The organism is Bacillota bacterium (assembly GCA_040755295.1).
Lineage (GTDB): Bacteria > Bacillota > Desulfotomaculia > Desulfotomaculales > Ammonificaceae > SURF-55.
Window position 1 is genome coordinate 114939 of sequence record JBFMBK010000008.1, and the last position, 14507, is coordinate 129445.

Consider the following 14507-nt stretch of genomic DNA (forward strand, 5'->3'; position numbering starts at 1 on the left):
AAACCATTATATTCTCCTAACCGGAGACAGAACTGACTTACCTCAACAATTTATTTCAGTACAACTCGTCAACGAAAAAACCCGCTTTTATTCAGCGGGTTTTGATTTACTAAGATCACATTTGTATAAAAGCGCTATCCTAGGTTGTTAATAACTCGGGAAATCTCAAGGCATTCAAAATATCTAACCTCTAACTTCCCACCTCTCACCTCTAAATCGGCCTCTTAGTACTCCGGCGGGAGCGCGTTCAACTCCGGCAGGCTGAAAACCGGGCCGTCGCGGCAGACAAACTTGGCCCCGACGTTACAGCGCCCGCATTTCCCGATGCAGCACTTCATCCGCATTTCGAGCGTGGTGTAAATCATGTCTTCCTTGAAACCTAACTCGGTGAGCGCCTTTACGGTAAATTTTATCATTATGGGCGGGCCGCAGATAACCACAAACTTGTTTGCCGGATCGGGCTTGACTTCGGAAACGTAGGACGGAACAAACCCGACGTGCCCCTCCCATCCTTCCTCGGCGTTGTCGATCGTCGTCCAGACGGTTACGTTCGGCGTCTCCGGCCAGATACGGAAAACCTCTTCTTTATAACAGAGATCGCCGTAAGTCCGCCCGCCGTATAGGACCTCAACCTTACCATAGTCCTTCCGGTTTTCCGTCGCGAGCATGAAGTTGACCAGCGGGCGTAAGGGAGCAAGTCCGATTCCGCCGCCGATAACCAGGAGGTCCTTGCCGCGCATCGCCTCGTAGGGGAAGCTGTTGCCGTAGGGACCGCGCACGCCGACTTTGGCGCCCGCCGGAAGCTCATGAAGCGCGCTGGTGACCTTGCCCGCCTTCCTGATGCTGAATTCCAGCCAGTCCCTGTTGGTGGGCGATGAGGAAAGGCAGAAGGTCGCCTCGCCGACGCCGAACACCGAAAGCATCGCCACCTGTCCGGGCTGGTGTCTCCACGACGTCATCTCATCGAGATCGTCAAAAACGACACGGAAGGTTTTAACGTCGTGCGTTTCCCTGATAATATCCACTATGGTTGCAACCCTGGGAAGAAGCGGGTTGGGTTTTTTCATCCGCCGAGCCCCCTTAAGGTGCCGATAACCTCGCGAATGTCGATGTTGGTGGGGCAGGAAGCCACGCACCTGCCGCACCCGACGCACCCTTCAATATTATATCTCGTATGGTTGTAGCTCAACTTGTGAAAGAAACGGTTCCTCAGCCGCTGCATAAGCGCATGCCTGGGATTATGGCCGCTCGTATGAAGCGTGTACTCCCTGAAGATGCATGAATCCCAGCATCTTAACCTTTCTCCCTCACACTCGATCCCTTCGTCCATGATGTCGAAGCAGTGACAGGTAGGACATACATAGGTGCATATGCCGCAACCCAGACAACGCCGGCTCAGTTTCTCCCAGAGGGGGTTATCGAAAAACGCCGGCATCTTCTCGGGAAGGCCGTCAACCTGGACCGCAAGCTTAAACTTGACCCGAAACGCCTCTTCCTTCCCCTTCTTTGCTTCAGCCGTACCGGCAAGGTTTTCTTCGAAAAACATCTCGTACTTTGTGATCAGCTCTTCCCCTTTGGGGGTCAAGATCTCAACCAGATAATTCGCCCCGGCGTCCGTGAGGTGAATATCAGCCCCTTTTCCGTCAACAGGCGAAATACCATAAGTTGTGCAAAAACACTCCGGGAATACGGTACTACAGCTCATGCCGATAAGAATCGTTTCTTCCCGTCGCATGGCATAGTATTTGTCGGCAGGCTCATCCAGTAAAACCGCGTCAAGCACCGCAAAGCTCCGGAGGTCGCAGGGGTGGACCCCGAACAAGACCGCAGGCCTGCTGTCTGAAGCCTCCGTAAGCGTAAGCGTCCCGTCCTTGTTGCGGTAACGGTAGAGCGTCTCGGTCTGGGGAAAGAAATAACCCTTGGGCGACTCAACGCTTTTACCGGGATTGAGATCGATACTGCTGACCGTATCCACCGGCCGGTAAAAAAGCAGGTTGTCCTCCCGTACGGGCGCGATGAGCAGGAAATCCCGCGCCAGTCGCTCGAGCAGGCCCACTATGTTTTCTTTCTTTGCTACTTTTAAAGCCATCTCACACACCCGTTTCCAATCTATGAAAAGTCGTCCTTGTCACCCGGAGAATAGGTATAAAGCGCTGTCGGCGCATCCGGCGGTGTAGGATCGAATAATGACTCGATATCTTTGCCCAACTTTTTATTCAGGAGCATCAACGGTATCCGCACCGGACAAACCCGCTCACATTCAGCGCAGCCGGCACAGCGGCCCGCGACATGAAACGCCCGCACAAGATGGTATTGATAGTTCTCGGCAAGGGTTACGGCCTTGCTGAGCCAGGTCGCTCCCTGCTGCCAGCCCGGCACCGCCTGTTCGAAACAGCACTGGGTGCAGCTGCACGCCGGGCAAACCTCCCGGCAGGCGTAACACCGCAGGCAGCGTCCGAGGAGGCGGTCCCAGAAGGCCGCTTTTTCCGCGGGAGCAAGCGTCTCTATCCCTTTCACTTCTTGTAACGGGTCCCGGGACTGGTCGGCCACCGGCGGCGCCTCCTTGCCGAGCATCAGGTCGGCTCCCGCCGGGTTATTCTGGGTGCAGGTCAGGCACTTCTCCATCAGGTAAGACTTCTTATCAAAGACCTGCTCCCCCTTCTGGGTGCGGACCATATACGCATTGCCCCGGTCTTCCGCGAGCTCGATCCTAACGTCCGCGGGCAGATCCGGCAGCAGCTTTTCCCGCGCCAGCATCCCGCCGCAGGGGACACCCACCACCGTTATCATCGAACGGTCAAGGTTTCTTTCCTGGACCAGACGATCCACGGCGCCGGCGTCGCATCCCTTAACCATTACGGCCGTTTTCGTGTTGGGATGGCGGGCAAGATACTTTACCAGGTTATTGACGCAAAAAGGATCAAAAATCAAAGCCGCAGTCTCTTCCTGCCGGGTGGCGAAAAGAGGGCGTGCCTTCGCCGGAAGGCTTCCGGCCTCGTAACCGATAAAAAGCTCGACCCCTTCGTTGAACAACCGGGCCGCTACCCGCTGCAGGACTTCAGTCAGCTCTTTCAACATATCTCCCTCTTTTGCTGAATCTTTGAGCGCCCGGCACGGTTATTGCCACAACTCGGCCGGGGCTCGTCCGTTCAGACTTTAAACCTTCGTGACACGCTTTTGCGGCCCGAGAGGTTTAATCCCCTCTACCATTTCCCTGACTGTGGTCGCAAAACGTTCACCTTCGGACGCCGAGACCCACCGTACCTTTAAACGCTCGGGTTCAAGCCCGATGTATTCCAACAGCCGTTTAAAGAGCATAAGCCGCCGGCGGGTAAAATAATTCCCTGTAACGTAATGGCAATCACCCGGATGGCAACCCGCAATCAGCACCCCGTCCGCACCGTTCTGAAAGGCGCGCAGGATAAACTGCGGGTTGACTCGGCTGGAGCAGGGCACTCGGATTATCCGGACGTTCGCCGGATATTTCATCCTGCTCACCCCCGCAAGGTCCGCGCCGGCATAACTGCACCAGTTGCAGAGAAAAGCCACGATCTTGGGTTCCCAGGCGGCCTCTTCATTCATGTTGGTAACTGTGCTTTCATTTACAGACAAAGCGCGTCAACCTCCGCAAGGAGCTGCTTGTTCGTAAATCCTTTTAGATCTATCGCCGTAGCGCGGCACGCCACGGTACACGCGCCGCATCCCTGACACAACCCGTCGTTCACCCTGGCCACCACCCGCTCCCGTGGTGGCTGGCCCGGTAAACGCTCGGTTATGGTAACCGGCTGAATGGCCCGGTACGGGCAAACGGGCTGGCAGGCGAGGCAGCCGGTACAAAGCGCCTCGTTAACCCGGCTCACCAGCGGGTTTGTCTCCAGTTCTTCTTTAGAAAGGAGACCGCACACTTTGGCGGCGGCGCCGCTGGCCTGTGAAACCGTATCGGGGATATCCTTCGGCCCCTGACAGGCGCCGGCCAGGAAAACCCCGCCGGTGTGCGTTTCCACCGGGCGCAGTTTCGGGTGGGCCTCCTGGAAAAATCCGTCCTTGTCCAGCGAGACGCCGATCATCCGCGCGACCTCGCTGACTCCGGCGGAAGGCACCGCTCCGGTGGCCAGTACCACCATATCCGCCGCAATCTCCACCTGCTCTCCGAGGAGGGTGTCGGCGCCCTTTACGATCAGCTTGGAGCCGTCCTGGTAGACCTTCGAAACCCGCCCTCGGATATAGACCGCGCCCTCATCCTGAACGCGCCTGTAAAACTCCTCGTATCCTTTACCGAAGGTCCGTATGTCGATATAGAAGACGTAGACCTCGGCCCCCGGGATTTTTTCCAGTACCTGATGGGCGTGCTTGGCGGTGTACATGCAGCAGAATCTGGAGCAGTACGCCTTTCCCTTGGCCTCGTCACGGGAGCCCACACACTGGATAAAAACAACCGTCTGGGGTTCTTTCCCGCTGGAAGGCCTCTGTATCTTACCGCCGGTAGGTCCGGAAGCGTTCACCATCCGTTCGAACGCGAGACCGGTAACAACATCCGGATACCGTCCGTAGCCGTATTCCCCGTAAACCTTCTCCCACGGGAACAGCCCGTAACCGGTAGCTACGACGATCGAGCCCACCTCTATTTCAAAGAACTCATCCTTCTGTTCGTAGTCGATCGCGTCCGCCGGACAGAGTTTTGCGCACGCGCCACATTTTCCCTTCGTGAAATGGCGGCAGTGGGCGCCATCGATCACGGGTTTATTCGGGACCGCCTGCGGGAACGGTATGTAAATCGCTCCCCGCTCGCCGAGCCCCATGTTGAAATCGTCCCTAACACTTACCGGGCACCTCGACCAGCAGGTCCCGCAGCCCGTACACTTTGTATGGTCCACGAACCGGGCCTTCTGCCGGATTCGCGCCTTGAAGTTGCCGATATAGCCGCTGACTTCTTCCACCTGCGCGTAAGTATACATCTTGATGTTCGGGTGCTGGGCAACGGACACCATCTTCGGCGTGCTTATGCAGGCCGAACAGTCTAGGGTGGGAAAGGTCTTGTCCAGCTTCACCATATTCCCGCCGATGGTAGGCTCCCGTTCAATCAGGTACACCTCGAGCCCGGCGTCCGCAACGTCGAGGGCGACCTGGATACCGGCGATACCCCCGCCGATTACCATGCAGCGTTTGACCACGGGAATCCGGCCCGGGAAGAGAGGTTCGAGACGCGCGGCCTTCGCCGCGGCCCGGCGCACCAGGTCAATCGCCTTACGCTGCGCCTGTTCGGGCGTATCGGGATGCACCCAGGAACAGTGTTCCCGCAGGTTGGCCATCTCCAGGAAATAAGGATTCATCCCCGCGCGTTTCAGCACCTGCCGGAACGTTTCCTCATGCAGCCTCGGCGAGCAGGAAGCCACAACCACCCTGTCGAGGGCGTGCTGCTTGATGGCCTCAAGAATCATGTTCTGTCCCGGGTCGCTGCACATGTATTTGTAGTCGACGCTGTGAACGACGCCGGGGAAAGCAGCCGCCGCTTCAGCGATTTCAGGGCACTTAAGCACCCCGCCGATATTGGAACCGCACCAGCACACAAAAACGCCGATTCTCGGCAATGTTCTCCCCTTCTCACGGACCGCCTGAAGTTGGAGGGTGGAGGTTAGAAGTCAGAGGTTGTGATGGAAGGCATAAGAATGCAATTCGCTGCGCGAATCGTCTTCGGTGCTTTGAAAACCACATAACCCCCGGCATCCAACTAAAAGTACGGTCTCTATATACTTTTTCTCGGGAACCGCTGCAAAACCCCGTCTTGCCCCGTCTGACCGATTCAGGCCTTGTGCATCCGGCTGTTCTCCGCGTTTTCCCAGGATCTCCTTAATCTCTGTCTCACTTTATTGAAAACCGTCTTACAACCGTCACTTCGCCGACTGCTATCCGCCGACCGCCTTTAAGACCCGCTGCGGTTTTACAAAGTGGGTTTCGAGGCCGAGGTCGCGCGGGTTGAGACCCATGGCCAGGCCCAGCAGTTGCGGGAAATAAAAGATCGGCATGGCAAAATTTGTCCCGTATTCCTTGTTGACCTGCCCCTGGCGGCTGTCCAGGTTGCTCTGGCAGACCGGGCAGGCGCACGCCAAAGCGGTGGCCTCCGCGCTCACGGCGTTGCGGAGTATGTTCCGGATAAGGCGCAGCGCGACATTACGCTCACCGACAATCAGGGAAGCGCCGCAACATTCGTTTTTGTAACCCCAGTCCGGCATCTCGGCTTTGGTCACCTCGAGCAGCCTTTCCATCAACTGGGGGTTCTCCGGATCATCGCAGCCTATGCCCGGCGGGCGGACCAGAAGGCAGCCGTAATAGCAGCCCACCCGCAAATCTTTGAGCGGCCGCACCACCTGGGCGGCCAACTGCTCCAAACCGACCCCGGTTATGGTCTCCATCAAGGAATAGATTTTTACCGTGCCCTTGTACCGGCGGCCTATGAACTTCGCCACCTTCTCATTGAGCGCCTCATCCCGGGTCAATTCCTGGTGCGCTATCCGAAGACGCTGGTAACAGGCCGCGCAGGGAACGGTTACGTCGATCCCCATCTCCTCGGCAATAATAAGGTTCCGGGCGGGAAGCGCCACCGCCAGAAAATGGTCGGAGCTGTGGGCCGCGCTGGCCCCGCAGCAGTTCCAGTCCGGAAGGTCAACCAACTGGATGCCGAGGTGCCGGGCTACCAACCGGGCGGCACGGTCATACTCTTTGGCGGTGCTTTGCAGGGAACACCCCGGGTAATATCCGATTCTCATTCTTTAACCCTTTCCCCCGAAGATTCCGCCGGAGACTTCTCCGGTCTGGAAAACAGTTTTCTGATAACCTTCGTCCCTTTTATCTTTTCTGCGCTTAAACGCAACTTCCCCTTAGACAACATAAACCTGCCAAGTTCAGCGTCGCGGAAGGGTTTCCCGCTCTTGAAATTATGGCTCAGGAGCACGCCCAGCTCAAAGACCCTGCCGTTCCGCCGTACCGACTGCAGGAACAGATCATTGAACATGATAACGCTCTTACCCTTACCGGCCGTCCCTTCTTTTCGGGCGATAATACGGAGGCTGTCCATCACCTGGGCGATACCGATATTACAGGGGCAGCGCGTCGAACATGTCCAGCATCCCGCACATACCCAGATCGCCCGCGAAGCGAGCACCTGTTCCTTGAGGCCCAACTGCAGGAGGCGAATCACCTGGTTTGGTTTGTAGTCCATGTCAAAAGCCGCGGGACATCCCGCGGTGCATTTTCCGCACTGATAACAATGTGACAGCGTTTCTTGGCCGCTTGCCCGGACTATGTCTTGCATAAAACCGGAATCGGCCTTGTTTTTCCCGCCCAGAATCATCACTCATACCCCTTTTAGGAACAAGGCTTACTACAAAATCATATCACGAATTCCCGGAAAAAAAGAAAAAGAACTGCTTGTTCTATTGTAAAATAGCCTTTCGATGAAAAAAAACGAAATCCTCTTTTTAGCCGGAGAAAAATCCTGGTACTGATGCTAAACGGTAATCAAAAAGGAAACCGGTGCAGAACTCACCGGCAAAAGCGTAACAATATCCCCCGTAAGAATTTCGGCAGTCTTATAAAATACACCCGCAAGCTCTCCGCCTCCTCCTTTATCAAGAAACACCCGCCCTGTTGCCGCCGTTATGCCGCGGGTGTCGCCCCGACCCCGATCACCCCGAACCGATTTCTTCTGCGCGCTTTTATCTTATAAATCTTATTCCGCATTCCGCGGAAATGTTCAACCAAACCCTGTTTCCACCAAGGAAATTATCGGGACGAAAATGTTCAATAAACCACGAGGTGTTTTTACGGAGTGCGGTTTGAAGCAAGCATGGCAGAACGGATGTCGGATGCAGGATGTTAGAGGTCGGACTTGCCTTGGGACCGGTCGCCCCGGAAACCACCGTCAATGACCTCCAAGCCGGTCCCGGAGCCATTCGCCGGCGCGGGCCATCGGTAAAACCGCCACCGGCAGCGGCGGCAGGGAACGGACGAAGGAAAGACCGTAGCTCTTGTTCACCAGCCGGGGGTCGAGCACCACCACCACCCCCTCATCCTGGTGGGAACGTATGAGCCGTCCGAACCCCTGCTTAAACCGCAGTACCGCGTAGGGGAGGCTGAGACGCCTGAAGTCGTCCTGCCCCGATTCGATCAAACGGGCGCGCCGCGCCGCGAGCACCGGGGTTTCGTAAGGGGGAAACGGCAGTTTAACGATCACCACCACCCGCAGGATACCGCCGCCGATATCGATGCCCTCCCAGAAACTCGCCGTGCCGCAGAGCACGACGCGCGGCGTGTGCCGGAACTCTTCCACCAGCCGCGTCCGCCCGCCGTCGATACCCTGGGCCAGGACGGAGATCTCCTCCGCTTCGAGCACAGGCCTCAGCCGCGCGACAACCTCCCGCATCATCCGGTTGGCGGTAAACAGCACCAGCATGCGCTCGCCCGCGACTCTGGCCAACTGGGTCAACGCGTCGGTCACGGACGAGAGGTAGCGCTCACCCGCACCCTCCCGATACAGCGGCAGATCGCGCACTATACATAGGGCGGCCTTTTCCTTGTAAGCGAAAGGAGAACCGATCACCTTCGAACTGAAGGAATCCGGCGGCAGCCTGTTAAGGCCGACCCGGTCCGCAAAATGATCGAATCCCCCTTCTACGGCCATCGTGGCCGATGTCAGCACCATCCCGTGTGAACGCGAAAATACGGTTCCGGAAAGATGCTCCGCCACGGATACCGGTGACGACTTCAACACCGCATGCAGCGAAGCCGTGTAAAACTTTCCCTCGACCCACTCCACCCAGTCCGGACCGCTGCCGGTTACAATCCCGGTCAGGGTCTCCGCGAGTTCCTCGCCTTCCCTGACCCAGAGTTCCATTTCCTGCGACCAGGCCCCCTCCCAACCCTCTATATCGCGTAACAAGTCCCGGCAGGAACCGAGCAGGGTCTCCAGCTCCCCGATCAACCCCAGGTAATGGTCTTTCGCAGGCGTATCCATGACCAGATGAACGTCGTTATCATTAAGGCGCCGCGAAGACAGCCCGCCGTTGGCGCCGGTTTCCGGGCGAATGACCCCTTCCAGCGCGGTGTAAAACCCTTCCGCGTCGGTTTTGACGGCGTCCGACGCCGTGATGATTCTTCTCTGCCTTGCCTCCCACGCCGTCGAAAAACGGATTGCGCCGCCCGCCCGTAAAAACAGGGAGCGCAGCCGGGAAAGCCAGTGTGTGATGTCGCGTTTCGAAACGCTGCGGGTAAGACACTCGGTGGCGACATCCTCGAGGTGGTGCGCCTCATCGATCACGAGCGGTCCGTAATCCGGCAGTACGGAAACGCCGGCGAAAGCGTCCGTCAGCAGGAGGGCGTGGTTGGTGATGATTAACGCCGCTTTCTCGGCCCGCCGCCGCGCGTTGTTAACAAAACAGCGGCCCGCCCAGGCGCATTTCTTCCCGAAACACCCCTCGGCCGTCGCCGCCACCCTGGCCTGCGCCTCTCTTTCCGTTTCGTTGGAACTTAACTGGCTGAAATCGCCGGTGCGCGTGGAGGTCAGCCATACCAGCACCCGGGCGTAGAAACGCGCCGCCGCCGCGTCGAAATCGACTTCCTCAAGAAGCCGTTCCCAGCGCCGCAGGCACAGGTAGTGCTGCCTTCCTTTGACCAGCGCCACGGCGAAATCAACCCCCACCGCAGCCTTAACGGAGGGGATGTCGTTTCGCAGAAGCTGTTCCTGGAGGTTGACGGTATGGGTGGACACAAGGACCCGCCTGCCCTCCGCAAGTCCGGTGAGCACCAGCGGGATGAGATAGGCCAGGGATTTTCCGATACCGGTCCCCGCTTCCACCAGCAGGCAGCCGTCGCCCCTCAGGGCTTCGGTCACGGCGGCCGCCATCTCCTCCTGCTGCGCCCGGTACTCGTACGCCGGTAAAACACCTGTGAGCCTCCCGCCGGGACGGAAGAAATCCGCCGGTTCAACCGCTTCCGGGACAACCGGCGCGCTCTCGGCCTCTCCTGGCCCGGACCCGGCAAAGGCATACGGGCTTATGATCGGCGCCTGCTCCCCGACCACGACCCGCAGCGCCTGCCGGAAAAAAGGCCCCCAGGACGACTCCCCGCGTTCCAGCAGGAAAGCCGCGGTGGACAGCACGGCCGGGGACAGACTTTTGAGTCGCGAAATCAAGGTAGTGAATACCCCTGCCGTCGCTTCGGCGTCGGGAAGCGCGCGGTGCTGCTCCGGGAACTCGACCTCCAGGGCTTCCGCCACCCTGACCAGGCTGTACCCGCGCGCCGCCGGGAGCAGCAACCGCGCAAGTTCGCAGGTGTCCAGAAGCCGCCGTCCGGAAAAGCTGTCGTTTAGGTAGCGGGAAAGGAAACCGGCGTCGAAGGCGACGTTATGCCCTATAATGGGCAGGTCTCCTATGAAAGAAGCCGCCTCGCCGGCTATCTCCTCCCACCGCGGCGCCTCCTGCAGCATGCCGTCGTCGATCCCGGTCAGCCGCTTTACCCGTAAGGGCACGCCGCCGTCCGCCCGGACCAGCGAAGAAAACCTTTCCGTGACCGCACCGTTTTCGATCCGGCACAAAGCTATCTCGATGATTTCGTCGCGCGCCGGATCAAGCCCGGTCGTTTCAACATCCACCGCCACATAATTCTCGGCCAATACTATTCCTCCGTCAGGAGTTCAACGTTCAAAGTTCGATATTGGGGAGACTGATTAAGAAACTGGGACAGGAAACAGTAAAAAATGTTGGTTTGCTTGCAACTAATTTACTTCCCGTCCGGGGGAGCTGTTTTTCTCCCGTTCGGCTTCCGCTCTCGACAGGCGGTGGGAAAGCCTGATGTTCTGGCTTGACAACTCCCGCGCCCGCAGGGCATGCTTCACCTCGCGCCCGAGGCTCAATATAAACACGATCAGCGCCCCTCCCGCCGCAGCCCCCAGGACGACCACCGCCAGGGAGATGTTTTTGAACTCCCACACGAGGAACCTGATATTGACCACGGCAGCGTTTTGCACGGCAAAGACGGCGACCAGGAGGGCGAAGATGAGTCCGATTAGTATGTAAAACTGCACACCCCACACCTCCTTCGAAAATAGTTCTTCTTTCGGTGGGCGCGACGATAAGCAACGCATTGCTGCGTCAACCGGGCGGAGCCGAATCCTCACGTACGCACCCAGTACGCTCCGGTTCGTCTCCGCCGGTCTTCCTTGCACTGCATCGCTCCTCGCCGCGTTCCGCCTTTGTTTACGGTACTGCTTCTAAGTGACCAGCTTAAGGGTCCTCATTTTCATTCCGACGTGGTGCCGCCTAAGGCGGCATGGGGCACTCCCTTAAAAATAGTTCTTCTTTCGTAGGTCGTTGCGATGAGCTTCGCATTACTTCGTCAGTCTCACCGCCCGGGTCCTCACGTATTTCCGTATACGCTCCGGCCCGTCCGGCTGCGCCTTCCTTGTACTGCTCGCTCCTCGTCACGTTCCGTCTATGTTACTCTTCTGCATCTGAGTAACCAGCTTACGAGTCGCCCCGTTTAATTCTTCGTTGCGCAACGCATATGGGCTAACTCGTAGAGGGTCTAATTCGCCCCCTTGCACTCTTTTTCCTTCCGGAAGACGGGAGGTAAATCGGACAACTTCTGCGCGGCGCGGCAAAGTGCTATAATTTAGAGACATATAGAAAGTAGTCAGTAGTCGGATAGATGGGGAAACGTCCGTGGCTTCCACCGACACAATGAGCGCCGCGTTCAAATACATTATCCAGAGCCTGTACCCTTAGCTTTGAGATTTTGAAATGCAGAAAGGATAGTAATCATGGATTCTCGACTTTCGACTCGCAACTCGCGACCCGAGACTGTCTTTAAAGTCGCCGCCTGCCAGTTAAAGGTCGCCCCGGCAAAAGCGGACAACCTTAACCGAGCGAGGGATTTCATCCGCCGCGCCGCGCAGACCGGCGCCCGGCTCGTGGCCCTGCCGGAGATGTTCGCCTGCCCTTATGTCGCCAGGCTTTTCCCGGAATACGCCGAAGAATTCCCTGACGGCGAGTCCTTCCGCATGCTCTCCGATGCCGCCCGGGAAGAGGGGGTATACATCGTCGGCGGCAGCGTTCCCGAACGGGAGGGGGATAAGGTGTTCAACTCCTCCCTGTTTTTCGACCCGCGGGGCAGTCTTATCGCGCACCACCGCAAGATCCACCTTTTCGACGTGGACCTTTCCGGCGGGCTTTCCTTCAGGGAATCAGACACCTTGAGCCCGGGGACCACCGTCACCGTAGCGCGGACAGATCTGGCAACCATCGGCGTCGCCATCTGTTTTGACATCCGCTTTCCCGCCCTTTTCCGCAAAATGGTGCGGGAAGGCGTCCAGGTCATCGTCATTCCCGCGGCGTTCAACATGGTCACCGGCCCGGCTCACTGGGAACTCCTGCTTCGCGCCCGCGCCGTCGACAACCAGGTTTACATGATCGGCGCCGCGCCCGCCCGTGACCCCCACGCCGACTACGTCGCCTTCGGGCATTCGATGATCGTAAACCCCTGGGCCGAGATCATCGCCCTCGCCGGTCCGGAAGAAGGGATCATCACCGCGGAGATAGACCTGGAGCGCCTCGCCCGCATACGCCGTGAACTGCCTTTGATCCAGAGGTAGGAGACAAGAGGGATGGAAGCTAAATCCTTCGAGGGCGTTAGGAGAAAAGCTTAGCTGCACAGGTATAACATGGAAGGGTCTGCCACCATGAGCACTTACACCCCCTCTCACCGTTTTTCGCTAACCATTCAACAAGAGGGAGGTTTTTCCTGAAATAAAAAGCCGCCTCAAACTAGGCGGTCCGCCGCTTAGATATCAACAGTGTTGTTTAGGAGTCTTTATGAAAAACGGCTTTTGTAGCAAGCCCGGCACCGAATCCTCCAATAAACCCCACTAAGAACTTGAGCAAATCCATCAAAAGAGCATCTTTGTTCTTAGTGACCAGGAACCAAGTCAAGAAAACCACCAGACTTACCATCAAGGCAATGATTGCAAAGATAAACCACTTAGTCCCTTGGCGATCTTTGTGTTGATTGTCCTGCCTTTTCTCTTCGATTTCTAGTATCTTGTCAATATGCTCCGGTCTGATTTGTTCAGCAATAGGGTCTTTGGGCTGGAGGTTGCCTGCCATGCCAATAAACGCTTCAATTTCTTTCCTGAACCCTGGAGGCATCTTCGCTACTGGACCAGGCTCTAAGGTTGTTGATGTTTCTTCCTGGGTCTGCTTGTCTGCCGCTTTTTCGTTCTCGGATTCTTTTGTCACTCTTTTATTACCGCTCATCAAGTTAAGCCCCACAAACCCAAAATGCCATTCAGCCTTTTATGTATATACTTTCGAACGAGAAATCCTACGTAAGACGAACAAACTATCGTCATCAGCTCTGCAAAATCCTTATCAGAGACAACTTGGCCTTTCTTCATCTCTACTAAATCTGATGTTATCTTTCGAAAATTTTCTTCCATTGGCCTATTTGCCATCTTTCGCAAAAGCATTAAATCGTCTATTTTTAAATCATCATCAGATTCGTAATGCATTACATTAGACATTCCCACTCAACCTCCTCGCATAACAAACAGAACAAAAACCCAAAAGTCTCTCTATTTTTATCTACACTAAATCTTTGGTACTTTATAGCCAAACACTGAAAAGAGCTTATTCATTTTGGAGTATCTCCATGTATTCTCTACGCATTCTCTACGCATTCTCTACGCAATATATGACCGTGGCTTCCGGATTGACTCATGGCCTGTCCACTTGAAACTTGGGGAATTGAGAAATATGCTTAATAGTAGCAAACACGGATCTATGTGATGAAGCAGGGATGAATCTAACTATTACCTTAATCTCAACCCCTTCCAGCTTGTCCATTCTTTACTCTAAATAATAACTTCGTTAAAACTTAAAAGCAATTACCATTTATCCCTTTTTAATTACCCAAGGCTCCTTATTGCTTCATTTTACTTCCTTTATTTGTTTAAAAGACGAATTATGTCGATTACACGCAATAATACAAAACTTATGGGCAGCCTAAGAGGTGCCATGGTGCCAGAGGATAAGGCACTAAACTTATTAACATATCTCGATGCCTGACCCTGACATCACGCTGACCCCGACGTTTCTACTATTTGATCATATCATAACTTTGCCAATTTATAGACGGCGACATCAGACAGCCCGATGTTTCCGCCGATTTCTTTGAGGGTATACCTCTGTTCCAATGCCGCCTTTACATAAAGCTTTTTATAACGGGTAAGGTCTCTCCTCCGTGACCCGGATTTTATCAGCTTGTATTCGTCAAGACTTACACCGGTGTCGATGAGTATCTCGTCTAAACGTTTCCTTTCATTCGCCTTAACCCAAGGTCTTTGCGCAAGCATGAAAGACTGGTCCCCTATCCTGTCCGGTTTTTCGTAATCGCTATCGTCCTCTTCCGCCATAAGCTCTTGATATTTCTTTATGGCGTCTAACCGGTTTTCCGCGAGG

At 56.0% G+C, this 14507-nt stretch carries 13 protein-coding genes; 1 reads left to right on the forward strand and 12 read right to left on the reverse strand.

What is annotated here, in order from left to right; genetic code table 11:
* Nucleotides 1-224: 224 nt before the first annotated feature.
* The 9 genes from AB1500_07865 to AB1500_07905 all read right to left on the reverse strand — a co-directional run bounded on the left by AB1500_07865 (nt 225) and on the right by AB1500_07905 (nt 11077).
* Complete coding sequence (locus AB1500_07865) at nt 225-1067, reverse strand: FAD/NAD(P)-binding protein (protein MEW6183077.1); 843 nt, start codon at nt 1065-1067, stop codon at nt 225-227.
* Nucleotides 1064-2089 (reverse strand): 4Fe-4S dicluster domain-containing protein, encoded by a 1026-nt coding sequence (locus AB1500_07870; protein ID MEW6183078.1) that lies wholly within the window; start codon nt 2087-2089, stop codon nt 1064-1066. The genes AB1500_07865 and AB1500_07870 overlap by 4 nt, the downstream gene beginning before the upstream one ends.
* Nucleotides 2090-2109: 20 nt before the next feature.
* Nucleotides 2110-3078, reverse strand: coding sequence for a dehydrogenase (locus tag AB1500_07875; GenBank protein ID MEW6183079.1), 969 nt, complete (start codon nt 3076-3078; stop codon nt 2110-2112).
* 78 nt (nt 3079-3156) lie between these two features.
* A complete protein-coding gene (locus AB1500_07880) occupies nt 3157-3582 on the reverse strand; it encodes a hydrogenase iron-sulfur subunit (protein MEW6183080.1) in 426 nt (141 codons plus the stop codon).
* Nucleotides 3583-3602: 20 nt separating this feature from the next.
* Nucleotides 3603-5588 (reverse strand): CoB--CoM heterodisulfide reductase iron-sulfur subunit A family protein, encoded by a 1986-nt coding sequence (locus AB1500_07885; protein MEW6183081.1) that lies wholly within the window; start codon nt 5586-5588, stop codon nt 3603-3605.
* Between the two features lie 315 nt (nt 5589-5903).
* Complete coding sequence (locus AB1500_07890) at nt 5904-6764, reverse strand: CoB--CoM heterodisulfide reductase iron-sulfur subunit B family protein (GenBank protein MEW6183082.1); 861 nt, start codon at nt 6762-6764, stop codon at nt 5904-5906.
* Nucleotides 6761-7348, reverse strand: a complete 588-nt coding sequence (locus AB1500_07895; GenBank protein MEW6183083.1) for a 4Fe-4S dicluster domain-containing protein — start codon at nt 7346-7348, stop codon at nt 6761-6763. Before AB1500_07895 ends, AB1500_07890 begins: the two co-directional genes overlap by 4 nt.
* Nucleotides 7349-7918: 570 nt before the next feature.
* Nucleotides 7919-10666, reverse strand: a complete 2748-nt coding sequence (locus tag AB1500_07900; protein ID MEW6183084.1) for a helicase C-terminal domain-containing protein — start codon at nt 10664-10666, stop codon at nt 7919-7921.
* Between the two features lie 102 nt (nt 10667-10768).
* Entirely contained in the window at nt 10769-11077 is a 309-nt protein-coding gene (locus AB1500_07905; protein MEW6183085.1) for a LapA family protein, read from the reverse strand.
* A gap of 735 nt (nt 11078-11812) precedes the next feature.
* Between AB1500_07905 and AB1500_07910 the strand changes: the two genes are divergently transcribed.
* Entirely contained in the window at nt 11813-12643 is an 831-nt protein-coding gene (locus AB1500_07910; protein MEW6183086.1) for a carbon-nitrogen hydrolase family protein, read from the forward strand.
* A 208-nt stretch (nt 12644-12851) separates the two neighbouring features.
* On the opposite strand, the gene AB1500_07915 is transcribed toward AB1500_07910, so the two are convergent.
* The 3 genes from AB1500_07915 to AB1500_07925 form a co-directional block, all read right to left on the reverse strand.
* Entirely contained in the window at nt 12852-13304 is a 453-nt protein-coding gene (locus AB1500_07915; GenBank protein MEW6183087.1) for a hypothetical protein, read from the reverse strand.
* On the reverse strand, nt 13304-13570 hold the full coding sequence (locus AB1500_07920) for a hypothetical protein (protein MEW6183088.1): 267 nt from the start codon (nt 13568-13570) through the stop codon (nt 13304-13306). Before AB1500_07920 ends, AB1500_07915 begins: the two co-directional genes overlap by 1 nt.
* A gap of 588 nt (nt 13571-14158) precedes the next feature.
* Nucleotides 14159-14507: hypothetical protein (locus AB1500_07925; protein ID MEW6183089.1), on the reverse strand; the 349-nt coding region annotated here is incomplete at its 5' end.

Bases quoted from the DNA above. Each gene is read 5' to 3' on its own strand.
- AB1500_07910 (MEW6183086.1), top strand. From the start codon at position 11,813: ATGGATTCTCGACTTTCGACTCGCAACTCGCGACCCGAGACTGTCTTT.
- AB1500_07915 (MEW6183087.1), bottom strand. From the start codon at position 13,304: ATGAGCGGTAATAAAAGAGTGACAAAAGAATCCGAGAACGAAAAAGCG.
- AB1500_07890 (MEW6183082.1), bottom strand. From the start codon at position 6,764: ATGAGAATCGGATATTACCCGGGGTGTTCCCTGCAAAGCACCGCCAAA.
- AB1500_07880 (MEW6183080.1), bottom strand. From the start codon at position 3,582: ATGAATGAAGAGGCCGCCTGGGAACCCAAGATCGTGGCTTTTCTCTGC.
- AB1500_07920 (MEW6183088.1), bottom strand. From the start codon at position 13,570: ATGTCTAATGTAATGCATTACGAATCTGATGATGATTTAAAAATAGAC.
- AB1500_07870 (MEW6183078.1), bottom strand. From the start codon at position 2,089: ATGGCTTTAAAAGTAGCAAAGAAAGAAAACATAGTGGGCCTGCTCGAG.
- AB1500_07875 (MEW6183079.1), bottom strand. From the start codon at position 3,078: ATGTTGAAAGAGCTGACTGAAGTCCTGCAGCGGGTAGCGGCCCGGTTG.
- AB1500_07865 (MEW6183077.1), bottom strand. From the start codon at position 1,067: ATGAAAAAACCCAACCCGCTTCTTCCCAGGGTTGCAACCATAGTGGAT.
- AB1500_07895 (MEW6183083.1), bottom strand. From the start codon at position 7,348: ATGATTCTGGGCGGGAAAAACAAGGCCGATTCCGGTTTTATGCAAGAC.